The sequence below is a fragment of the Pelagicoccus enzymogenes genome (assembly GCF_014803405.1).
Classification (GTDB): domain Bacteria; phylum Verrucomicrobiota; class Verrucomicrobiia; order Opitutales; family Opitutaceae; genus Pelagicoccus; species Pelagicoccus enzymogenes.
Genome location: NZ_JACYFG010000007.1, coordinates 488,852 through 509,834, shown reverse-complemented (window position 1 = coordinate 509,834; position 20,983 = coordinate 488,852). Strand labels below are relative to the sequence as shown.

The 20,983-nt window shown below is 55.8% G+C and carries 11 protein-coding genes; 8 read left to right on the top strand and 3 right to left on the bottom strand.

Annotated features, from left to right (window positions below; genetic code table 11):
* Nucleotides 1–16: 16 nt before the first annotated feature.
* Nucleotides 17–2,713, top strand: coding sequence for a glycosyltransferase (locus tag IEN85_RS08085; RefSeq protein WP_191616574.1), 2,697 nt, complete (start codon nt 17–19; stop codon nt 2,711–2,713).
* Here IEN85_RS08085 and IEN85_RS08080 read toward each other — a convergent pair.
* A complete protein-coding gene (locus tag IEN85_RS08080; protein ID WP_191616573.1) occupies nt 2,710–4,290 on the bottom strand; it encodes an agmatine deiminase family protein in 1,581 nt (526 codons plus the stop codon). The two genes, IEN85_RS08085 and IEN85_RS08080, sit on opposite strands and share 4 nt — an antisense overlap.
* Before the next feature lie 908 nt (nt 4,291–5,198).
* Between IEN85_RS08080 and IEN85_RS08075 the strand changes: the two genes are divergently transcribed.
* The 4 genes from IEN85_RS08075 to IEN85_RS08060 all read left to right on the top strand — a co-directional run bounded on the left by IEN85_RS08075 (nt 5,199) and on the right by IEN85_RS08060 (nt 12,945).
* A complete protein-coding gene (locus IEN85_RS08075) occupies nt 5,199–8,585 on the top strand; it encodes a TonB-dependent receptor plug domain-containing protein (RefSeq protein ID WP_191616572.1) in 3,387 nt (1,128 codons plus the stop codon).
* Between the two features lie 123 nt (nt 8,586–8,708).
* Entirely contained in the window at nt 8,709–10,001 is a 1,293-nt protein-coding gene (locus IEN85_RS08070) for an FG-GAP repeat domain-containing protein (protein ID WP_191616571.1), read from the top strand.
* 17 nt (nt 10,002–10,018) lie between these two features.
* A complete protein-coding gene (locus IEN85_RS08065) occupies nt 10,019–11,770 on the top strand; it encodes a tetratricopeptide repeat protein (RefSeq protein ID WP_191616570.1) in 1,752 nt (583 codons plus the stop codon).
* 137 nt (nt 11,771–11,907) lie between these two features.
* Nucleotides 11,908–12,945 carry a hypothetical protein gene (locus tag IEN85_RS08060; RefSeq protein WP_191616569.1) on the top strand — a complete coding sequence of 346 codons (1,038 nt, stop codon included), beginning with the start codon at nt 11,908–11,910 and terminating at the stop codon, nt 12,943–12,945.
* Nucleotides 12,946–13,014: 69 nt separating this feature from the next.
* On the opposite strand, the gene IEN85_RS08055 is transcribed toward IEN85_RS08060, so the two are convergent.
* Nucleotides 13,015–15,168, bottom strand: coding sequence for a tetratricopeptide repeat protein (locus IEN85_RS08055; protein WP_191616568.1), 2,154 nt, complete (start codon nt 15,166–15,168; stop codon nt 13,015–13,017).
* Nucleotides 15,169–15,296: 128 nt separating this feature from the next.
* Between IEN85_RS08055 and IEN85_RS08050 the strand changes: the two genes are divergently transcribed.
* Complete coding sequence (locus tag IEN85_RS08050) at nt 15,297–16,313, top strand: bile acid:sodium symporter family protein (RefSeq protein ID WP_191616567.1); 1,017 nt, start codon at nt 15,297–15,299, stop codon at nt 16,311–16,313.
* 84 nt (nt 16,314–16,397) lie between these two features.
* Here the strand turns inward: IEN85_RS08050 and IEN85_RS08045 are convergent, their stop codons facing one another.
* The gene (locus tag IEN85_RS08045; protein WP_191616566.1) at nt 16,398–17,300 is read right to left on the bottom strand and encodes a DMT family transporter; all 903 of its coding nucleotides are present in this window, start codon (nt 17,298–17,300) and stop codon (nt 16,398–16,400) included.
* Between the two features lie 329 nt (nt 17,301–17,629).
* Between IEN85_RS08045 and IEN85_RS08040 the strand changes: the two genes are divergently transcribed.
* Both IEN85_RS08040 and IEN85_RS08035 read left to right on the top strand, forming a co-directional pair.
* Entirely contained in the window at nt 17,630–20,167 is a 2,538-nt protein-coding gene (locus IEN85_RS08040) for a peptidase MA family metallohydrolase (protein ID WP_191616565.1), read from the top strand.
* A complete protein-coding gene (locus tag IEN85_RS08035; protein WP_191616564.1) occupies nt 20,151–20,981 on the top strand; it encodes a DUF4159 domain-containing protein in 831 nt (276 codons plus the stop codon). The genes IEN85_RS08040 and IEN85_RS08035 overlap by 17 nt, the downstream gene beginning before the upstream one ends.
* Nucleotides 20,982–20,983 lie beyond the last annotated feature (2 nt).

Genomic DNA, 20,983 nt, shown 5'->3' with positions numbered 1-20,983 from the left:
GACCTTTCTATTTCCCATGCCCGGCCCCAAACTAAGCGTAATCATACCCGCCCACAACGAGGCGTCGACAATTCGAAAAGTCGTCGATGCTCTATGCTCCACAGAAATAGCGTCCGAAATCCTAATTGTAGACGATGGAAGCACAGACCAAACTTATGCTGAGCTAGAAAAGATCCGGCAGGACCGTTCCACTCTCGTCCGTATCCTGAAACACAATACCAAATCGGGGAAAGGCGCCGCAATCAAAACAGCGCTCGAGCACGTGACAGGAGATGTCGTAGCCATCCAAGACGCAGACTTGGAATACGACCCTAAGGATCTTCCCAAACTATTGGAACCGTTCCAATCCTCCGATACCACCGTAGTTTATGGCTCGCGTATATTAGGTAACAACCCAAGGTCCAACAATCGCTTTTACTGGGGCGGACGATTTCTAAGCTTCGTAACAAGCCTGCTCTATCAAACACGTATAACCGACGAAGCCACCGGCTATAAGCTGTTCCGCACCGAAACCCTTCGTTCACTTAAGCTCGAAAGCGACGGTTTCGAGTTCTGCCCGGAGGTGACCGCGAAACTGCTCCGCGGCGGCCATAAAATCATAGAGCTCCCCATCAACTACCGCCCACGCACGTTTTCCGAGGGAAAGAAAATTCGCTGGTATCACGGCCTAACCGCAATCAGCACCCTTCTCTCAATTCGACTCGCACCCCCAAGCGACAAGTACAGTTCAAGCGTATCCACTTTTTTGAGCGTTGCTCTCCTGTCCATCTTCGTTCTCTCCGCATGGAGCAACATTTACAAGGCTCCCTTCGTGCTCGATGACCTTGGGTCCATCCGAGACAATCAAACCATCAAGGAGCCTTTTAGTCTTAGCTCCGCCCTTCAACCGCCCCATAGCCAAGGGGAAACAGTCGGGGGCCGACCGCTTCTTAATCTCAGCCTTGCAGCTAACTACCAGATCAGCGGCCTCGCCCCTTGGAGCTACCATGCCACGGATATCTTTATCCACCTACTGTGCGCGCTAACGCTGCTTGGGCTCGTCCGCAGAAGTATAGACATTTGGGAAGCACATCGGAACAAGCTCCCTTTCAATCGCGACAGTGTGGCCACCCTGGCCGCCCTACTTTGGGCAGTGCATCCATTGGCCACGGCCGCAGTGAGCTACACCGCCCAGAGAGCGGAAAGCTTGCTCGCCCTCTGCTACCTATTCGTTCTTTACGCGGCAGCTAGGAGCATTCGCAGCAGTCGCCCCTATCTCTGGACCTCAGCAAGCGTTATCGCTTGTTTCATAGGAACCGGAGTCAAGGAGGTGATCGCTACCGCCCCGCTCGCCGTCATCTTGTTCGACTACGTTTTCCTTCCCGATCGGAGCCTAAAGCTACAACTAAAGCGAAGATCCCTATTCTATCTCTTCTTGTTCCTATCATGGATCCCCTTGGCTCTTCTCATGCAATCCACTTCCGGACGAGGAGGCACCGCGGGACTTTCCTTTGGAGCGGATTCCTGGGAATACCTCAAAACGCAAGCGTGGGCTCTCGTCCACTATTTGAGGCTAACGCTTTGGCCCGATCCGCTGGTCTTCGACTACGGAAGACAGTTCCTGGTCGACGAACCCACAAAATGGATACCACGAGCAATCCTGCTTGCAGTCCTCCTAATCGTTAGTCTGTTCGGCTTTATTAGACGGAACCCATTCGGGATGCTAGGATTGCTTTGCTTCATCTTCCTTGCCCCAACATCAAGTTTTATCCCCATTGCAGATCGCGTTTTCGAGCACCGATTCTACCTTCCGCTCGCTGCCGTTTGCGTCGTTTTCGTAGTAAGTATTTCGATACTTTCTAGACGTCTCGCACTTGCGTTCGTACTAGCCGTCTCAGTCGCTGGCGTGTATGCGATTTTGGATCGCAATGAAACGTACAACAATTCGGTGTCTCTCTGGAAAGACACTGTAGCTAAGGTCCCCTCAAACTCGAGGGCGCACAATAACCTAGCTACACTGTTGGTCGAAAAGGGCGAATATGCCGATGCGATTCGACATTTCGAAAAAGCGCTCGAGCTCTCCCCAAACGCCCTGCTCTATCACAATTTCGCCAACACACTCGCGCTTGAAGGAAAGAAAGAAGAGGCGATCACGGCGTACCTCGAGGCCATTAAGCGGGACCCAAGCCTTTCGCGAGCCCGCTTGGGATTGGCCGATACTTACCTTGCCAATGGGCAGGCGGGCCCGTCCATACAGCATTACAAGAAATTCCTAGCTGATAACCCAGAATACGTGGCCGCCCGCAGGAAACTTGCCACCGCGTATCTAGCAATTGGAGACAGGGAAAACGCTCTAGCGGAATTTGCATACATAGTGGAACTCCGGCCCGACGATGCGCAAGCGCACTTCGACCACGGGGACGTGCTTGCCCAAAATCAAAAACTCGAAGCCGCGATAGAGGCATTTGAAAGGGTCATCGAGCTCGACGCCAACAACTCTCAAGCTTTTGGGAACTTGGGAAATCTCTATCTAATGCGAAAAGACTTCGCTCAAGCAGAAGAGCAATACACGCAGTCCCTATCGATCAAGCCCACCGCTATGATCCATACCAACCTCGCAATCGTCCACTTATACACCCGACGTGCTCAGTCCGCGAAGTCGGAGCTTCAAAAAGCGTTACAATTGGACCCAGAATATGTGCCTGCCAAAAATCTGTTGAAGAAACTCAACTAGAGCTCTTTAGCGAAAGTCGATGGATCCGGGATTGCCAGAGTGTAACAGTGAATCATCCCCATAAAATCCGTCAACACGGTGCAATCGATCCAAATCTGTTCCGCCTTCGGACACGCTGAGCGGTATGCCGCTGCTACTTTAGTTTCCAAAGCCTCGAACATCGCTTGTTCGCTCCCATCGCGCCCACGAAAACGAGGTATCAGCACGACCTCCTCTCCCTCAGGATTCTTCACGTAAAGGCTGTTTACGTAGGAGCGGTAGTTGACTTGCGGTTCCACGTGCTTAGCTAGCAGGTTCTCGAACGAGTCGCCAAGGTAAGTTTCAATCACCCGGATCTGGTCAATTTCCATTCGCCAATTAGAAATCCCCGTCACCTCTTTCAGTCGCGCTTCGATCCGCGGGTTGATCTCAAAAGCCTCCCAATTCTCCAGAGCGGAAGCAGGATCGAAACGCATGGCGATACGCTCTTGCCCGATGAACGCCTGCAAGGCGTTCAAGAAGAGCTCTCGCCGAACCTCCTCGTCGCTGTCCAAGGCCGGCGGCGGCATCGGCACCTTCACGATCTTCACCCCCGGAAAGGCCTTCCTCACAGAGGACTCGTTACGGGCAAACCGAGACTGCAGCTCTCTTTTGAGGTAGCGGTGGTAAGCACGCGTTGACGCGATCCCCTCCGGCGGATCGGCGAGTAAAACAACGTTTTCCTGAATTGGATGCACGATGAAATCTAAGTGCTCGATCGTCTTGCCAGGCAGGTTCTCCAAAAAAACAATTGTATCCACTCCGTAATATTCCCTTACCAGAGCACGAAAACGCTGACTCACTCCTCCGTTCGCTCGTAAGGTAGATTCTGATACCAGCGCTCCGGACGAGGAAACTGGCAAAAAGTCTCCCCCCTGCAAAAACAAGGGCGGACGTGAAAGGGCGGTCGCAACTCCCCACTTCGCCTCCAGGTTGCCTGCCAAAAGGCTGGGAATGCGGTCGCTTCCTTCCAAACCTCTTAGATTACTCAACTCCTCGACCATCCTGAAATGTTGCTGAATGGGGTCTTCCGTCGTCTTAACGTCAAACAACAGGCCCCTCGAAGCCCCTGGATCTCCCACGCTTGCATCTAGCAACACCAGGCTCTGGTCCTCGCCCACCGCGAACTGCGGACCAAAGTCCCGCATCCAAATTGAGAACGCTTCGCTGGACTCCAAGCTAAGCCGACCAAGAAAAGGAGCAATTCTTGCATCGGCTTCCAACTCAGCCCAAAAGCTCCCTAAGATCCGCCGATCCAAGCGATGATGAAAAGCGATCACCTCCACCCGCGGCAATAGAGCAGCCAAGCTGTCCTTGAACAAGGCATCCAAAGCGCGATCCTCTTGCAGTTCTCCGAGCGGCAAAGCCAAGGCAACCGCGCGACTCGCTTCCCAAGGCATCAAAAGTTTGGATACCGGAACCGCTTCCGTTGGCTCGCGATAGACCTCGTCGTACGACTCCGAAACGTTCTCCCAAAGAGCCTCTTCCCCAGCAGGCAATACCAGTGACGGGCTACCAGACTGGGCTGAAGCGATACTCGAGAAGCTTTCAATAAGCAAGACGCAGCAAACGCTTTTCGCGATATAACGGAGGGTGGCAGGAAGACAGTTTTGAGGACGCTTAATAGACATGAACAAGAGCAGTAGACTGTAGGGCATCCGCTTCCCAAAACGAGCCGTAAATCCGTAAAAAGAGCGGTATTTCCTCGCTTAGCCCGAGAGACACCAGAGCCACTGAACGAGCCGGACGGCAAGCGCTGCAGCGCCATTTACTCGGGCTACACTTTAGCGCTAGGACTTGCGCGATAACATTCTTCGCCTTCGTATCCGGTATCCATATACGCTTACTCAATCCGATGTCTCGCCGTGAAATCCTCGGTAACCCACCCGCAAAATAGCTCGCTTCGCATCTCAGCCATCACCGTCCCATCAGAATGCCAAAGCAAAGCCGTCATTGGCTGTCGAATACAACTCTCGATGTAGCTGATATCCCAATAAAATATTAAAATACTTAATTGGCACAGCATTAGTTTGCCTGAAACAAATCGAGAATTCCCCTCGTACAGGGCAGGACTGGCTCAATGCGAACGGTCGAGCGCAAATTTAATGAATTCGTCTGCTGGTTGATAAGCTTACAATCTGTGCGATATTGGGGAGGTCCGTGAAGGGAGCCCCGCCCCAGCGGCACTCTCACGAATGCTCGAAAATATCCTCAAGGAATTACTCTTACTGTCAGATTGCAGTACGGTTGGCAAAATTAGAAAACATACTTTTAAACTTCTCAGTACCACCCCGAGTTTAAACACTTACCCCACCCCAGCCCCTTAAAAACCCAGGATTACCCCTTAAAATCCTGCGAAAGAGTTAACCCCAATACTCTGTAAAGCCAGACGACCGCTCGGCGTACCTGCGTGTGTGCTCGAGAGCGATCGTGCGTCATCACTTTGCATCAAACCTACTACTGAAAGATGAAACAAACGAATAAGAACCCTATACCCCGGTTCCGAACGACTCTAGCGTTGTCGCTATTGCTCGGAGCTTGCACCGTCGGATATTCGCAAGAGACCGACGATGAAGAAGTGTTCGAACTATCCCCGTTCGAAGTATCGCCCGCAGAAACTGACATCGGGTACCGAGCAACCAACACCTTGGCCGGTACTCGAATGAACGCCAACATCAAGGACCTTGGATCGTCGATCACGGTGGTGACTGCCCAGCAGCTCGAGGACACCGCAGCTGTGGACTTGAACGACGTTTTCTTGTACGAATCCAACACGGAGGGTACCGGAAACTTCACCTCGTTCAGCGTCGTCGGAAACCCGCCGACCGTCCGAGAAAGCATCCAGCAGTCCCCCGCTCAGGCTAACCGCATTCGCGGTATCGGCAGCGCGGAACGGGCAGTCAACTACTACACCAGCCTCAGCCAAATCCCGGCCGACTCCTACAACTTGGAGCGCGTCACCATCAACCGCGGACCAAACTCCGTCTTGTATGGGCTTGGATCCGCTTCCGGTCTCGTCAACACGACCCCGGGAAAAGCGACTATCGGCTCGGAGCTGAAGCGGATTCGCTTCCGTCTCGGAGACGATTCCTACCGCGGTTCCTTCAACGTCAATCAGACAGTTGTCGAAGACAAGCTGGCAATCTACGTGGCGGGCATGTACCAGGACCAAGAGTGGGCTCGTAAACCCTCGTTTGAGCTGACACGCCGCTCCTACGTTGCTGCCACCTACAAGCCCTTCGAAAATACCAAGATCACCGCAAGTGCAGAGTGGTTCAACCAAGACGCAAACCGTCCGAACTTCACTCCGCCAAACGACTACGTCTCTTCGTGGATCGACGCTGGGAAGCCGAGCTGGAACCCGATCACCCGCACTGTGACTCGAGGCGACGGCACCACCGCGGTCGTAACGGGAATCCGTGACTACCGCGAGGCAGGCTCGCTGAACAATCTAGCCGACGGAATTAGCTTCGACTGGAACAACACCCGCGCCGCCGTTCTCATCGAAAACGGAGACTTCCTGGGTCGCTACCAACGCGGTGTTCAGAATAATGGTCAGGCATTCGGCGTAGGCAATACCAACCTCGATTACCTCGCCACGACCCTCAATCTGTATGAGACGCCTGGATACGATCTCTGGACCACGTCGCAAGTGAACGACAAGTCGATTTACGACTGGGACAGCATCAACATCCTCTCCGCTAACTCCGTATCAAGCGAAGCGACCACCTACGAGCTCGGATTCCAGCAGAAGCTGGCCGAAAAGCTCTACCTCGACATCGGTTTCTTCAAGGAAGACTACGACGAAGACGTGAACAACTCGATGGGTGAACGTGGAGTACGCGTTGATCCCAACGAATTCCTGCTCGACGGTTCTGTGAATCCGCACTTCGGGAAGGTTTATGTCGATTCCGTCCAAGCCTCCCCCATGCACCGGGCGGCTAACAATGAAATCCTTCGCGCGAACTTGGCTTACGAATTGGATCTCACCGAGCAGGATAACATCTTCCGTCACCTCGGAAATCACAAGTTCAATGCTCTTGCACAGAATCGCAAGTTGCGCAACCAGTGGGCGCGTTATCGCGAAGCGGTCATCTCCGATCATGACTGGGTGGATACAAGCCGTCCGGTATTCTCGCGCGGTAACAATGCGGCTCTACTCACCAAGTTCTACTACGTGGGTGAGGACGGTTCCATCGAACGGTCTCCCGGCTTGGACGGTGGCTTCCCGGACCATCCGGTATTCGGAGCCGCTTATCCAGAAGGCAGCGTTGGCGGTTCCTACTCGCTTCCCGTCACCTACTTTAGCCCAGATCCAGCTGGCACATTCGTCATCGATGGTGTGAACGGAGAATGGGTAACGGAGGACACAACCGTAGCTGCGGCCTTGCACGATACTCGAGCGGATCGACGTGAACTCGACTCGCAAGGCGTCGTTCTGCAGAGCTTCTTCTGGGACGATCGCATCGTCACCACGCTGGGTTGGCGCAAGGACAAAGCGTCTGACCAGTTGGGCGACATTGCTCCCACCAACGGAGCTGGCTTCCGCACCTTCGCCGAGCTCGATAGCTGGGATGACTGGGATCCCATCGAAGTTGAGGGCGAAACCAGCACTCGCGGGGTCGTCTTCCACGCCTTCGACTGGATGTCCCTACACTACAACGAGTCCGATAACTTCAGCCCAGCATCTGCCGCGGTCGACTTCTTCGGAGATCCCCTGCCAAAGCCAACTGGCGAAGGCGAGGACTACGGCGTGACCTTCAACCTCTTCGAAAACAAGCTGGTCACCAAGATCAACTGGTACGAGGCAAGCGAGAAGAACTCCCGTAACCTGCCCGGAGACATCGGCCGCTTTACCTGGCGCTCGCGTCGCGTTGAAGACGAAAGCTCATGGGGCTTCCGCGACTTCCTCGAATGGAAGATTACAGAGCGCGACGGTCTTCCACCTCGTGGCGAGGAAGGCAGTCTAAACAGCATTGGTTTCCTCGATGGAGGCATTCTTAATCCTGCCTATCCCTACGCTGAGGAAATCATCGAGCGTGCGATGTATCCTGAATCCTACTACGATGGACGCACAAACTACAGTGACACCGCATCCGCTGCCGCTGAAGGCATGGAAATCGAAGTCATCTACAACCCGCTTGAGAATTGGACCATCAAGGTCACAGGCAACAAGCAGGAGTCCATTTACTCGGACCTTGGCTTCTACACCACAGAATGGCTCTATGGCGTCGGCGGCACATTCGAAAACCCAATCGAAGGCAGCCGCGTCTGGCTCTGGCGCGACTCTCCGGAAGCTCAGTTTACCTACACCGACGGAGATGGCAACACCCAGACCGGCAATTGGTTCAACGACAGAGCGTCCCTCTGGGGCGGCAGCAGCCAAATACCTGGCGAATGGTTCCAAGGTGTCGTCAAGTCCCTGCTCGACGCGGCAATCCTGCGAGATGGGCTCCCTCGTCCACAGGTACGCAAGTGGCGCTGGAACATCCTCACCAACTACCGTTTCAAGGATGGAGGACTCAAGGGACTGGGTATCGGCGGTTCCGTTCGCTGGCAAGATAAGGCAGCCATTGGTAGCCGTGGTATCGACACTACCGGAAACGGGAACTTCGATTCCTTCGACGCCTTCAATCTCATCTACGACGATGGCGACACGAACCTCGACCTTTGGGCTTCGTATACCCGAAAAATCTGGGACGACAGTGTGAACTGGAAGATCCAGTTCAACATTCGTGACGCGTTCGACAACGGCGGACTCGACCCGATTTCCGCAAACCCGGACGGCTCCACGAACGCCTGGCGCATCAACGACGGAGCTCAGTACTTCCTAACGAACACCTTCGAGTTCTAGGTCGTCAGAAGCTTCAGTTCAAAGATCTGTTTCAAGCGCCGTTGGCTTTCGCCAACGGCGCTTTTCTCTTTCTATTGGGAAGCCCGAAGCTATGATTTCGCAGAAAGTATCCAGATACTCACCATGTCAAAGCACTCCAGAGCCAAGTACACTGCCCTAGCCCTTTGCCTGTCCCTGGCGGCAAGCATAGCCATCGTATTCTGGCCTAACCCACAGGCGACAAGTATCCAAAGTTCATATACTAAAAACGATTCCTCGAAGCTGGATTTCGATTTCCTGGCACGCAGGTCAATCGGAAAGACAAGCGAATCCGTACCTTGGATAACCCATATCGCCGCTCACGACTTGGATCGAGACGGATACCTGGACCTTTTGGCGTGCGACGCTCAGGAAAACCGTATCCAATTTCTCAGGCAAACGAAAGAAGGTGAGTGGATAGAACAATCCCTAGGGTCGGAAATCGAAGGCCCTGTCCATGTCGACTTTGCTGATATAGACGGAGACGGAGACACGGACATCCTCGTCGCTGCCATGGGCATGGTATTGCCAAATCGGGAACGCATCGGATCCGTAGTCGTCCTAGAAAACCGTGGCAACCTGAACTTTCGTAACCGAGAAATCCTCTCAAACACAGACCGCGTCACGGATGTGAGAGCCGCTGACTTTGACAAAGACGGCGATCTCGACCTGGCAATTGGCCAGTTCGGTTACGACCGAGGAGCGATACGCTGGCTGGAACAATCCTCCCCTTGGAATTTCAAGTCGCATGACATCCTCCTCAAATCCGGAACGATCAACGTCGAAACAAGCGACATAGACAACGACGGAGATTCAGATATCATCGCCCTGGTTTCACAAGAATGGGAAGAAGTGTATTGTTTTTTTAATGACGGTACAGGCGAATTTCGCCCAGAGATCCTTTGGGGATCTACCAATCAAGACTACGGCAGCAGCGGCCTGAAGTTAGCCGACCTTGATCGAGATGGAGATCAGGACATTTTATACACAAACGGAGACGGCTTCGATTACTCCAATCCAGGGCCACGGCCGTGGCACGGAGTGCAATGGCTAGAGAATAGAGGAAACGGTTTCTTCGTCCGTAAGCCAGTGGGTCTGATGGCCGGCGCATTCTCTCCGATCGCTAGCGACATCGACCAAGATGGCGATCTGGATATACTCGCGAGCAGCGCCTGCAACGAATGGGGCAGCAAAGATGCCTTTTCGCTCGTTTGCTTCGAAAATGACGGCCAGCTACATTTCACGAAACGCCCCTTGGCGCTCTCACCGACCCACATCGTATCTATCATCGCCGAGGACCTCGACGGGGACGGAGTCCAAGAAATAGTCTCCGCAGGGTTCCATGCCTACCCGCCTTGGGATGACACCAGCAGAATTTCAATTTGGAGTCCGCAATGAGAGCGCCATCTACCAAAATGCTCATAGCGATAGGCTGCGCCTTGCTCGCATCGGCCATCGTTTTCCGCTTTTCCTACCTCGACGCTCCTCCGGGAACCAGCGCGAAGCAGGGCGTTCCCGGCGTGCCTGAAATCTCTTCGATGCGCCATTTGCCGAGCTCGTTCGATCGGCGACTGAGCGAGCTCTACGAAACCGCGAGACGAGATCAAGAGTCGCCCCCAGCAAAGAGGGAAATCGCTTACCTGTATCATGCAAACGGATACTTAAGTGAAGCTTGCCAAATATACAATCTAGTCATGGGCGATCCGACCTCCACCATGGACCAACAATTTGCGTACCGCGCCGCTGTTGCCCATCTAGACTTCGGCTCCCAGGACCAAGCTCTGACAATTCTGAACCAGCTATCCAGCGCTTCGGACTACGCACCTGTATTTCTAAAGCTCGGGGATGCCTTTCTTAAGCGTGAGGAAATCGAACTCGCTAAGGACGCTTATCTTGAATGCCTGCGGCTCAATCCTGCGCTCGGCCATGCCGCGCTGGGACTCGCCCGCTGCCACATGCGCGAGAAGCGATGGAGTTCGGCACTCGAAGCGCTTGATCGCTCCCAGCTTTCTTTTTCGACCATACATTCATTGAGAGCCGAGATATATCGAGAACTCGATGAAATCGAAAAGATGGAGGATGCCCAACATCGCGTCTACCTCGAAAAAGAATTCTCGGAGCCTTCCGACCCCTGGATGGCCACCCTCTACCTCGAATACTGCTACGACAGTTACCAACTGCTCGTAGCCTCCGAAATAGCTCGAGAATCCGGACAAGCTGGACTCGCCGCGCAGTACATCGATCGAGCTAAGACTGTGGCTCCAGAGAATCCCAAGGTACTCATCGAATCAGGCAGCTTGCTCTACGCGGCTGGAGACCTCGGAGACGCTCTCAAAGCCTTCCGCACTGCGACCGATCAAGCGGAAGCTCCACCTGCTGCATTCGTTGGCTTGTCAAAGGTCCTAGCAGCAAGCGACGATTTTAAAAGTTCACTTGGAGCCCTGCAACGCGGGCTCGAAACTCATCCCCGAAGCCCCGAGATTCACAACGCCCTCGGAGAGCTCTACCTAACCGAGAAAGAGCACGGCAAGGCGCTCAAAGCATTCGAGCAAGCCTTCGCGATCAATCCGAACGATCTCGCAAGCGTTCGAAATCTTGGCACCTTGCGACTCGCCAAAGGCGACCAGCAGGGACTGGATTTATTGCGCGACTACCTTCTGAGGCAGCCTGATGATACCGACGTCGCGCTCTTCGTTGCCCATCACCTGATCGAGAGCCGAGGTGAACCCGCTGCTGCGATTGCCCTGCTTGAGAAAAGCTATCATGCTCATCGAGATCCGCCCCAAAGGCTCGGCAACTTCTATGCATCCGCCCTGCAGAACCTAGCGAACGACCAAGTTAGGAATAGGCAAGTTGAGGCAGCCATAGGCTCGCTCGAACGAAGCCTAAAGATATGGCCCCAAAATGCGCAGGCGATGGCGAACCTCGGAATGATTCACGCTCAGCTAGGGAATAAGTCCAAGGCATTACCCTTATTGCAAGGATATATAAACCTGCGTCCAGATGACGCGACCGGTTGGCTGAACCTAGGAAAGGCCTATCTCATTTCAGATCGAATTGACGAAGCAGTAGCAACGTGGGAGACTGGTCTCGCGTTGCCGCGATCGACCAGCAACTCCTCCACTTTTTCGGAACTGGAAATGCTGGTTCGACGCTTCAAACAATAGAAACCAAGCCAACGGAGGGAATTATGTTACTTGGATCAAGATACCACAAGCTCTTGGGACCGGCGCTGCTTTATCTCTTGTCAGCGGTCAACACGTCAGCCGAATCAGAAGAGAGGATATACTATTATTTCGTGGGAATGGATATCTCCATTTTGCACAAGGACACGGACTACCAACTAGTAGGGGTCGACCGTAAAAAACTAAGTTTACAGGGCGAGACTGACACGGTGGACCTTCCGCGAAAAAAGGCCGGTCAAATCCGACTCGTGCCCAAGACTCGCATGAGCGAACACATCGCAGGAGTGGGAGAAATCCAAGCAATCCAAAAAAACTCGCCCCTCACTGACCCGAAACTCGTTTGGCAGTCCGCCGTTTCCAAAATGGAGAACGACGCCCGCATCCAAGAGGATCAAGTCAGGGCAAACGTTTACGCTCGCATGCAGGCGGCCGCAATGTCAGGCGGCAATACGACCGCTGTATTCAACCAAGGCATCGACGAAATCGAAAGCGCGATGGAACAAACCAGTCGCATCGAAGACTTCGCCCAACAAATGCCAGCCGACATGAAGGCCCCATTTGACGCAGTGCAGTTGACTTTTGACCTTCAACTTCCTCCAGGCCTCGAGGCTCCCTACCTCGTCGCATTTGTCGATTATCAAGAGCCGGGCAAACAACCTATTATTCGGCGCCCAATTTTCCGTGAATTGGACGCCAAAGAAACGAACATCCAAACGATCACCATCGACGAGGACGGATTTCCTCTCGACTTCACACTCTTGGGAACATCGGTCGCTGTCTATGACGGCAACCAAGAAATCGCTACGATTCGTTCACCAAAGATTGTTGGCCTCCCTCGCTCCGAAGCCATCAAGTTCATGAGAAACGCACGCGCGAACAAAAGCCCATCGGGCAGCCTAGCGGCTGCGCCCATTCCCCTTTTCGCGCCAAGCAACTTCCTGAATTCCCTCGACTCCAAGATTTTGGATACGCAAATCGAAGTCTCGACGGACGCGAATGGGAGGGCTCAATCCCTGAAAATAATATCTCCTCAAAAGAGCAAACTGGAGTCGGACGTTCGAAGGCTATTGCTTGACGTTCCTTTTTACCCAGCGCTGGAAAGCGGACAGCCCATTAAAAGCAAAGTGACGCTCAAAATTCGCGATTTCATTTCCTGAGAGACTGCGGAAATTCCTACAAAGCGCTCGCAACACGTGGCTAACGGGCGATTTTGCTGACCCTTCGTCTTACTGGCCCGCCGCGGATCCCGAGAGCTGCTGCATGAATTGCAAATATGCGGGCTCGCTGGGCTCCAACCTCAAGGCCTCCTGAAGGCTGGCCCGGGCTCCCGCCACATCGCCCAATCTGGTCTGCATGACGGAGAGGTTGTACCACCAGCGATGCTGCTCGGGCTCGATGCGAAGGGCTTTCTTGATCGAGCTTGCGGCCTCTTCCATCTTGCCTTGCTCCGCGAGCAGAAGGCCAATGGAAAAAGGATACAGCCCAGAGCTTGGATCGTAAGCGCTCGCAATTCGCAAATGCTGCAGCCCCTCGCTGACCAAACCGACGCGATCGTAGAGGATCGCCACGTCGTAGCGAATCGGCGCGCTCTTGCGATCGAAGCTGACTGCAAGCTCGCCGTATTGCTGGGTGAGCTTCGCATCTCCTAGGTTCGCGGCTTGAGAGGCAAGCTTCAGGGCTCCAGACGGGCGGTCCGCGTTGTAGAGCAAGTACTCATTGTACTCCTCCCTCATTGATTCGCTTAGGTATGGGCTACTGGCTAGCGTATCCGCCGCTTGCATACGAACGATTCGAGAGGGATCCTCCAAGGCCTCCTGTAGGGACTGGAGGCTGTCTTGTCGCGAACCAAGCAAGAAGATCGCAGCGTCACGCACGATCGCATGCTCCGAATCCTTGTACTCAAGGGCAATGTCGCGAACCTCTTCCAGTTGCGTAAAACCTCGCAACAGACGCAACCAGCTCGCCTGCCAATAGTGGTTTTCGGCCGCCTTCAATCGTTCGATTATGAGACCTGGGGTAGCTAGAGAGCCTGTCCAAGCCTCGCTCAACAAATGGGCTCTACCCCTCAGGTCCTCAACTCGATCCGACTGTCCCCACCATTCATCGAATCGCGCCAGCAACTCGTCCGTCTCCATATCCTGGTGACACTCGGTGCAAGCGTCGGGCGTGCCAAAGGTTTTTGCCATGTAGGGGTCCGGAATCGTAAAACCATGGTCGCGCCGCGGATCGCGAGCCATGTACGGCCTCTCGGGCATGTGACAGGCCACGCAGGAATCTCCGGTTGAACCAATGGGGTGACGGCTATGCGTCGACAAGTCCACAATGCTGGCCCCCAGGTTTCCCGTACTGTGACATTGGATACAAGTCGCGTTCGTATCCGCCGGCAGTTTCAAGGTCGCTGCATGCGGGTCGTGACAATCCATGCAAGAGACGCCGGCATGCCCCATGTTGCTGTGCATGAACGAGCCCCAAACGAAATTCTCCTCGTTCGCCTTGCCGTCAGGGAAGTAAGCCGTCGGGTGGTCGTAGAGCATGAGACGATAGTGGTCCTCGAAAGACTCACCCGCCTCGAAACCTCCACCGGACAGCTCTTCTCGACGAGCGTGGCAGCTGGCGCAATTCTCCATCATCACCCGCATGTCTGGCTTTTCCGGAGCGACGTAGTCGTCCGATCCCGCGGTCGCCACGTGCTGCTCCATGTCCGAGTGGCAGGCGATGCAGCTGATCCCCTGGTGAGTCCAGCTACTTGCGTAGCTATCCTTTGCGGGATCGTAGTTCTTTTCGTACTCGGTCGTGTGGCACCACGCACAATTGGAGTTCCAGTTCATTCCCTGACCGGACCAATGCCCCCACTCGCCCAGCAGGCGCTCCTCGTCTCCGAAAACGTTGAACCACTCCTTCTTGTCGACGTCCCATGCCATAGCGTGGGCCTGCCAGCGGCCTCGATCGCTCTCCACCAGCGGTTGCTGCAAGGGAGTCAAGCCGATCACCGCCTTCGCTTTCGCAGGCAGGAATTCCCCGTCTGCGTTCTTTTCCGCTATGAGAAAAGCTCCCTCCTCGTAGCTGACGCGATACTCGCGCCCAGCCGCATCCTCGAATTCGCCCACGCCGTAGCGGGCGGCATCCGTCTCGATGTCGACGAATCGGTTCGCGTTGGCGTGATGGCTGCCGACCCAAGACTTGTGCTCCTCCTCGTGGCACTTCAAACAGGTCTCAGGCTGGCGCCAATCGCCGTGCGGGTCCGGAGCCGCCACCGGTCGCTGCTGGGTGGCGCTTTCCGGCGCCTTTTCCAACTTGGTGCAACCAAAGACCAAGGCCATTACCACCACGTAAGCGGCGCCTAAAACAAAAAGGGATTTCTGGGGGGAGTATCGATTCATGCGACAACCCCATCTAACAATCCATTTCTGCCGCCGCTTCCAGAATAATCCTGCCTGCTTCCAACTTTGGAACTCCCACGCAAACAAAAGTTAGACAGCGGCTCGACCTCGACCATGCTCGGGCCATCTTGCAAAAAGCCACTCGCCAGTTCCACAAACTCGCCCGCGGACACGGATTTACTGCAGCCCTCCTCGCCGTCGCCCTTGCCGCCTCCCTCGCCCCCGAAGTCGGAGCCAACGGCGGCCCCCTCCACCCCGAGACCACTACGAAGGTCGCGGTCGCCCTGACGTTTCTGATTCAGGGCTTATCCTTGCCCACTCGCCAATTGCTCGCCAGCGCCGCCAAACTGCGACTGCACCTCTTCAGCCTGTTCGCCATCTTCTTGCTGGCCCCCCTGAGCATGATTTGCTTCCTGCTCGTATTTGGAACTTGGATTCAAGCCGACCTTAAAATCGGATTCCTCTATCTCTCCACTTTGCCGACCACTATTTCTTCGGCAATCGTGATGACTTCCAATAGCGAAGGCGACAGCTCAGCCGCCCTCTTCTCCGCTACCTCCGCCAACGTGCTCGGCATCTTCGCAACCCCCATTCTCTGCGCGAGCCTGCTCAGAGCTTCCATCGACACCGCGATTCCCCTCGCCCCCCTGATAGCGAAACTCTCCCTGCTGGTGCTTTTGCCCCTTCTGATCGGGCAAGCGGTCCGTCCTCTGGCGCGAGCTTGGGCTCAAGCGTCAAAGCGCCTCTTCAAGCGGCTGAGCAACGCCTTCGTGCTGTATATCGTTTACGCAGCCTTCTGCAGCAGTTTCGCCAGCGGCATCTGGCAAGAGGTCGACGCCACCGAACTGCTAGGAGCCCTCTTCCTATCCGCATTGTTCTTGTTACTCTTCTCGGGACTGGTCTGGCTGGCCAGCCCCTTGGGATCGCCCCAGCTGCCGGAACGGATCGCAGCCTTCTATTGCGGTTCGCAAAAAACGCTCGCTGCCGGCGTTCCCATGGCGACGCTTATTTTCGCCGCATCCCCAGGCGAGGAACAAGCAGCCTCCCTAGGCCTGATTATTCTCCCCCTGCTCTGCTACCACGCCTTCCAGCTTTTCTTGGCTGGAAGCCTTAGTCCCCTTTTCGCCAAGAAGGTGTCCGGTTGACCTGCCCCCGGACAAGGGCTCTCGAGCCTAAATTCGCATGCGACGTATCGCCATGCTTTGGCCAGCGACCGCAGTGGCCGCCAGCTAACCCCGAGCGTTCTCGATCCGGCTCATTCCATAGAGCGAACCGAGGATCAACGCGCCTCCGAGCACGATTCCAATCCCTACCGACTCTCCGGGGACGAAGAGCGCTGACTCCAGTACTCCGCAAAGCGGTATCAGAAAACGGTAGGCAGACAGGACATTGACGCTGTACTGCTCTATCAACCGATTCCAAAGGGTGAACGCCGTGGCCGACAAAAAGGCGAGGTAGAGCAGAACCCAAACTGCTCCCAGCCCCAAGTCCTGCCAAAATCCCTGCCAGCCGCCCAACCCCAGCAAGGCCAAGACCAATCCGCCAACGAAGAGCGAAATCGAGGTGATCGCTCGGCTCCCGTGGAACGCGGAAAGCTTTTTGAGGCCGATTGCTCCAAACGCTCCAGAAAGCGAGGCCAAGAGAAAGGATGCCGCCCCGATCGCCACCTGCCCGCTCCCTGCTCCGGGAGCGTAGACCGCTACGCCGATTCCAACCGAACAAAGGACAATTAACCCCCATTGCTTCGCATTCGGAGCTGACGTCTTGAGGAGAAACGGAGCCAGCAGCATCCACCAGAAACTCCCGCCTCCCGCCAGCAGCGCCCCCAATGTACCGCTGGAAACGCTGAGGGCGTAGTAGAAAAACACATACTGAAAAACCGTTTGCCCCAGAATCACCCAAACGAGCAAGCCACGGGGAGCCTGGCGCGCGGTCTCGAGCACCGAGCTGCGGCAGAATGGCACGATCAGCAAACCCGCCAGCGTGAATCGCAATCCCGCAAAAAGCATGCGTTCGCCAAATCCCTCGATCGCCAGCGCCTCGTAGCTCAATTTGATCACCGGAAACGCGCTACCCCACAGGGCGGCGCAGACGAAAACCTGGAAATAGAAGCTGAGCGTCAATGGTCTCATGAACAAACGCCGCCAGAAAGAGTCTCCCACCTTTATCTCGCAACTCCAAAACGCCCTTCCAACCCTAGTGCGAAAACGCGCGACCTGTTTCGGGTCCATCAAGTGGCGCATGACTAGCTTGCGCGCCATAGTCTCCCAATCGCGGCACCCAAGCGAAACTCGCCCGAACGAACGCAATCTCCGCTCGCGGCAAGCCGTTTCACCTACTGTGCCGCCGCAGTTCGCCAATCCCCTTGTCCCACGTGCCTAACGGACCCAGACCCAAAAACGACAGCCCATCGGGGGCAACGCCCTTCCCTTGGATTTGGGTCACCCTTCTGTGCCTCTTTTTGCTCAACGCAACGAAGGCTGTAGACACCGTTTCTATCCTCGCCGAGGCCCCAAACCTCGAGACGGCGCATTCGCTCTACAACTCCGGCCAATACGAAAAGGCAATCGAGTACGCCCAAGCTGCCAAAGACCTGGATCCTTGGGTCATCGATTGGGTCGTCATAGAAGCCCGTTCCCGTTTCGCTCTCGGCCAGTACGAAGAGGCCTACGAATCCCTCGACGCCTACGTCAAGGAACGCGCCTACGAGATCCGGCCTCGCCTTCTCCTGCGCGAAGCGGCCCTCTACACGGGCCGTCCCGAAGAAGCTGAAAGACAAAAGGAAGCCCTCGCTTACCTCGTCAACGAACGTTCCCGCCGCTACGGCTACGACCCGGAAAACCTCGTCGCTATCGGCCACATCGCCCTGCTGTTCGACGTGGAGCCTAAGCTCGTTCTGGAGAACTTTTTCCGCCGGGCCCAAGAGTTCAGCAGCAAACCGGTTTCCGCCTTTTTGGGAACCGGCAACCTCGCCCTCTCCAAGGACGACTTCAAACTCGCCTCCAAGGCTTTCCAAGAAGGGCTCGTCGAACATCCCGGAAACGTCGAGCTTCTGTCCGGTCTCGCCGCCGCCTTCCAAGAGGGCGATCGCTCCCAGCTGCTCAACTTCGCCCAGCAGGCCCTCGCAATTAACCCTCGCCATTCCCCCACGCTGATTCTGCTCGCCGAACATTTGATTGCCGCGGAATCCTACGAAGCCGCCGAGCAAAACCTGGACGCCGCCCTGCAAACCAATCCCAAGTCCCCGAACGCGCTCGCCTTGAAGGCCACGCTTGCCTACATCCGCAACGACAGCGAGGAAGGCGACCTCCAACGCGCCAAAGCCCTCGCAAGCTGGAACGGCAATCCGGAAGTCGACTACCGCATCGGCAAGCAACTCTCCCGCAAGTACCGCTTCAGCGACGGAGCCAGCCACCAGCGGATCGCACTTGGCCTGGACGACTCCTACAATCCCGCCCGTATCCAGCTCGCCCAAGACCTCCTGCGGCTCGGAAAAAACGACGAGGCCTGGCCGCTCGCCGATGCCGTGCACGAATCGGATCCCTACAACATTTCCGCCTACAACCTCGTGACGCTGCGGGACCGCCTATACCACTTCGAAACCCTCGAGTCGGAGCACTTCCTCATCCGCATGAGCAAGGAGGAGGCTCCCGTCTATGGTCCCAGAGCCCTGCGAGTGCTCGAGCAGGCCCATGCTAAGTTGACCGAACGCTACGGCATCGAGCTTCCTCAGAAGACCACCGTGGAAATCTATCCCAATCCGGCAGACTTCGAAACGCGAACCTTCGGCGTTCCGGGCAACCCCGGCTTCCTCGGGGTCTGCTTCGGCCCCGTCTTCACCATCAACAGCCCCTCCACTCGCTTCAACAACTGGGAAGCCGTGCTCTACCACGAGTTCTGCCACACCGTCACGCTGCACCTCACCAACAACCGCATGCCGCGCTGGTTGTCCGAGGGATTATCGGTCTACGAGGAGAAAGTCGAAAACCCAGCTTGGGGACAACGCATGAGCGCCTCCTACCGCTCCCGTATCCTGTCTGGCCAGATGCAGCCCATCAGCTCAATGAGCGCCGCCTTCCTTCAAGCCACCGACGGCGAAGACGTGCAGTTCGCCTACTACCAATCGTATCTAGTCGTCGAATACATCGCTCAACGCTTCGGGATGGATCCGTTGCGCGACCTGCTGGTCTCCCTCGGGGATGGCGTATCCATCAACGACGGACTGGAGCGACACCTTGCGCCGCTTGCGGAACTGGACGAAGAATTCGCAGCATTCGCCGAAGCAAAAGCGTCCGCCCTCGCCAGCTCCTATCGATTCGAATCGCAAGGCGGACCTATCGGCGCCGTAATGGATCTCGCCTCTCCACAGACCAACTACAGCGCCAAACTAGACAACGCCCTCGCCTCGCTCGAAGCGGAAAAATGGGAGGAAGCCATCGAAGAGCTGGAAGCCCTCGCCCAGTCCGCCGGATACCTGCCCGGCCCCGAAAATGCCCACTGGCCACTCTCCAAGGCGTATCGTGGCATCGGATACAAGGAAGAGGAGGCACGAATTCTGAAAGTGATGGTGGAGCACGAAACGCATCGCCTTCCTCCCGTAATCCGCCTGCTGGAACTGGCTGGAGAAAGGGGCGATCCCCAGGAAATTCTCAAATGGTCGAGCGCCTGGCTCGCGATCAACCCCATGGCCGAAACGCCCTGGCGTTCGTTGCTAAGTTCCTCGCAAGCCATGGACTTGTCGCAAAAATCGATCGAGGCAATCTCCGCCCTGCTCGCCCTCAAGACTCCAGATCGCCCTTCCCTCCACTACCAGATGGCTCTCCTGACGGGAGCCACCGATCCACGCGGAGCAAAACGACATGTCTTGCAAGCCCTCGAGGAAGCGCCGCGCTTCGCAGACGCCTATCAGCTCCTAAAGAAGCTCCAATCCGACATCGCCCGCTCCGAACTTCCAAGCTCTCTGCAATCGCTCGACCTAAACAATGAATTCCTTCGCTAGTTGCCGCCTCCTACGCCGCGCCTTCGGACTCCTGCTCCTCCCAGCGGGCGCCATGCTCGCGCAGACTCATGGACAAATGGTGGACCGGGCAGGCGTGCCGGAATGGGAAGTCTCTCCCGCCTTTAAGGAAGACGTCTTCACCTTCGCTCGCATCCAATACGAATCCTACGGCCGAGGAGGCTGGGGCGGTCGACGCGGACGCTGGGCCATCGACTATCCAGATGCCGAACTCAATCTCGCCTACCGCTTGCAGCAAATGACCAGCCTGAAGGTAAATCCCGACTCCGCAGTCGTTCGCCTGGAGGACGACAATCTGGCGGACTACCCCTTCCTCTACATGGTGGAGCCGGGATCGCTCAGCTTTCGCGAAACGGAAGTGCAAGCCCTGCGCTCCTATCTCCTCAACGGGGGCTTCCTCATGATCGACGATTTCTGGGGCGAGGAGGAATGGTACAACCTGGAGTACGAGCTCCGCCGCGTGTTTCCGGACCGCGAGATCCACGACCTCCCCATCGAGCACCCCATTTTCCACATCGTCTTCGACCTCAAGGAGAAGCCGCAAGTGCCATCCATCCGCCACGCGCTCTCCTTCCAAGGCACAGGACGGACTTGGGAGAGAGAAGACGCTCGCGAGGTCCACTACCGGGCCATCTACGACGACAACGGACGCATGGTGGTCATCATTTGCCAAAACACCGACCTCGGCGACGGTTGGGAACGAGAGGGCGAATCCGAATGGTACTTCCGCGAATTCGCCGAAAAGAAGGCCTACCCCATGGGCATCAACATTATCGTCTACGCAATGACCCACTAGAT

Coding starts and splice junctions, on each gene's coding strand:
- IEN85_RS08085 (WP_191616574.1), top strand. CDS start 17: ATGCCCGGCCCCAAACTAAGCGTAATCATACCCGCCCACAACGAGGCG.
- IEN85_RS08075 (WP_191616572.1), top strand. CDS start 5,199: ATGAAACAAACGAATAAGAACCCTATACCCCGGTTCCGAACGACTCTA.
- IEN85_RS08060 (WP_191616569.1), top strand. CDS start 11,908: ATGGATATCTCCATTTTGCACAAGGACACGGACTACCAACTAGTAGGG.
- IEN85_RS08065 (WP_191616570.1), top strand. CDS start 10,019: ATGCTCATAGCGATAGGCTGCGCCTTGCTCGCATCGGCCATCGTTTTC.
- IEN85_RS08070 (WP_191616571.1), top strand. CDS start 8,709: ATGTCAAAGCACTCCAGAGCCAAGTACACTGCCCTAGCCCTTTGCCTG.
- IEN85_RS08035 (WP_191616564.1), top strand. CDS start 20,151: ATGAATTCCTTCGCTAGTTGCCGCCTCCTACGCCGCGCCTTCGGACTC.
- IEN85_RS08045 (WP_191616566.1), bottom strand. CDS start 17,300: ATGAGACCATTGACGCTCAGCTTCTATTTCCAGGTTTTCGTCTGCGCC.
- IEN85_RS08055 (WP_191616568.1), bottom strand. CDS start 15,168: ATGAATCGATACTCCCCCCAGAAATCCCTTTTTGTTTTAGGCGCCGCT.